This is a genomic window from Bradyrhizobium ingae (assembly GCF_055791185.1).
In genome coordinates, this window is record NZ_JBVUBB010000088.1 from 1 (window position 1) to 2,320 (window position 2,320).

Genomic DNA, 2,320 nt, shown 5'->3' on the forward strand with positions numbered 1-2,320 from the left:
CTGCCGGCGAAGGTCCAATTGCGCCGTCCCAAGGCGATGCCTCTCAATGCGCGTTCAGCACAATTGTTGGTCAAGCAGATCCTGCCGTCGTCGAGGAAGCGAGCGAAGCCTTCCCAGCGCCTGATCATGTAGTTAATCGGTTTCAGGACCTCGGACGAGCGCGAGAGGGTTTCGCGCTCGCGCAGCAGCCAGGCGTGCATATCGTCGAGAAGCGGCTTGCTGTTTTCCTGGCGCAGGGCACGCCGCTCGTCGGCGGCGCGGCCGTTGATGGTGCGCTCGATCTCGAACAACGCATCGAGGCGTCTGACCGCCTCCAGCGCGATCGGGGAGACCGGCTTGCCCTTCTTACCTCCCCGAGCGTTCTTCTCGATGTCAGCTAGCTCGAAGAAGCCTCGCCGGGCATGGGCAAAGCAATACGCCGGCGTAATCGGCAGCACCTTCTTCTGCGGATCGAACAGTGGCTCGAAGCCGTTGTAGCAATCGGCTTGCAGGATACCGGCGAAGGCGGCCAGATGCTTCTGGGGATGCTCGCCTCGTCGGTCGCTCGAGGCGTAATAGACCGCCGCCGGCGGCGCGGGCCCGGCGAACGGCCGGTCATCCCGCACATAAGTCCAGATCCGCCCGGTGGTGCACTTGCCCTTCGCCAGGATCCGGATGGTAGTGTCATCGCCATGAAGGCGCTCGGCAGCGAGCACATGGCGTTCGATCAAGTGGAAGAGCGGCATGACGGCAAAGGTCCCGTGGCCGATCTGGTCGGCCAGCGTCGATAGCGGCAAATCGATTCCCTCGGCCTTAAAGCGCACGCTCTGGCGGTTGAGCGGGATATGCATGCCGAACTTGTCGAACAGGATCGTCGCCAGCAATTGTGGGCCAATGAAGCCGCGCGGCGTAGCATGGAACGGCGCAGGCGGCTGGCTGATCTTCTCGCAATCGCGGCAGGTGAACTTCTCGCGTACCGTCTCGATAACCTTGAAGCGGCGCGGGATCTCCTCCAGCGTCTTGGTCACATCCTCGCCGACCTTCGCCAGCCGCGATCCACCGCAGCAGGCGCATGTCGTTGGAGCTTCAACGACGACGCGCTCGTGTTCGATATCGTCCGGCCACGGCTTGCGCACCGGCCGCTTACGCATGAAGGGACGGACGTTCTGCGTCTTCGCCGCTGCCGCCTGTGCGGCAAGCTCATCCTCGCTCGCCGAGGTGACGAGTTCCTCGAGCTCCAACTCCAGCTGCTCGAGCAGCCGTGCCGACCGCTCGGATCGCTGCCCGTGCAGTTCGCGTTTGAGTTTCTCGATCCGCAGCTCGAGATGCGCGATCAGCGCCGCGTTGTCCGACAGCTCCGCCAGTGCGCTGGCGGCCATCGCCTCAGCTCGCAGCCGGGCCTCACGCTCGGCTTGCAGCGCTGCCAGGGCACTGACAAGATCCGACGGAAGGTCGTCCGGCTTCGATACCATGGAGCCATTGAATCAGATCAAGCCGCAGATTCAAACCAAAATCGGCTATCCGATACGCGTCGGACGATGAGTTTCTTGCGGATTGCGCCAATCGATTCCAGACAACAGGTAGCTCATCTGAGCCGACGAGATCGTCACAGCTTCGCCCGCAACCGATGGCCAGACGAACCTTCCTCTCTCAAGTCTTTTGGTGAACAGGCATGCTCCCTGGCCATCGTGCCAGATCACCTTCACAAGATTGCTGCGCCGACCACGGAAGACGAACAGGTGACCGCTGAGCGGGTCCTTGCGCAGCACCTCCTGCACTTGGAGCGCCAACGACGGAAAGCCTCGGCGCATATCCGTGTGGCCGGTCGCCAGCCACACTCGCGCACCCGTCGGAACCGGAATCATCGGCGCACCAAAGCATCGAGAACACGACGCAGCGCGTCTCCATCCACGTCGCCATCGACCCGGATGCGGGGTCCGGTACCAAGATCAATCTCGATGATGCCTTGGCCCTTCCGTCGACGCCCCGATGTCGTCGCCAAAGGGGCTTCGGCTACCTCCCGCGGCGGCACAGACAACCCAATCTCGACCGGCACGAACGGCGCTACACTCGCTTCAGCGTGCTTGCAAAGCTCCTTGCGCCACCTGAACAGCTGGCTGACATGAAGGCCAGCCACGCGAGCCACCTCGGAAACACTGGCTCCGGGCTCAAGCGATGCTGCAACGAGCCGTTCCTTCTCGTCTTGCGACCAGCGGCGCCGCCGCTCGACCGATGTGATTACCTCCGCCCTCGAAATCGTCATAGCGCTTCTCCTAGGATTACCCCTAGGACCTGCAGCGATCCCGCTCATCAGGCAAGGCGGCCCTCAATGGAGGGATAC

At 62.8% G+C, this 2,320-nt stretch carries 3 protein-coding genes; all 3 read right to left on the bottom strand.

The genetic code is table 11. The annotated features are described in order from the left end of the window. The coding region (gene tnpC, locus ACV1FX_RS41615; RefSeq protein ID WP_473123268.1) for an IS66 family transposase at nucleotides 1–1,451 on the bottom strand (1,451 nt) is incomplete at its 3' end. A 45-nt stretch (nucleotides 1,452–1,496) separates the two neighbouring features. Then, nucleotides 1,497–1,844 carry an IS66 family insertion sequence element accessory protein TnpB gene (gene tnpB / locus ACV1FX_RS41620; RefSeq protein ID WP_247384179.1) on the bottom strand — a complete coding sequence of 116 codons (348 nt, stop codon included), beginning with the start codon at nucleotides 1,842–1,844 and terminating at the stop codon, nucleotides 1,497–1,499. Further along, the gene (gene tnpA, locus ACV1FX_RS41625) at nucleotides 1,841–2,242 is read right to left on the bottom strand and encodes an IS66-like element accessory protein TnpA (protein WP_473123269.1); all 402 of its coding nucleotides are present in this window, start codon (nucleotides 2,240–2,242) and stop codon (nucleotides 1,841–1,843) included. The genes tnpB and tnpA overlap by 4 nt, the downstream gene beginning before the upstream one ends. Between the last annotated feature and the right edge of the window lie 78 nt (nucleotides 2,243–2,320).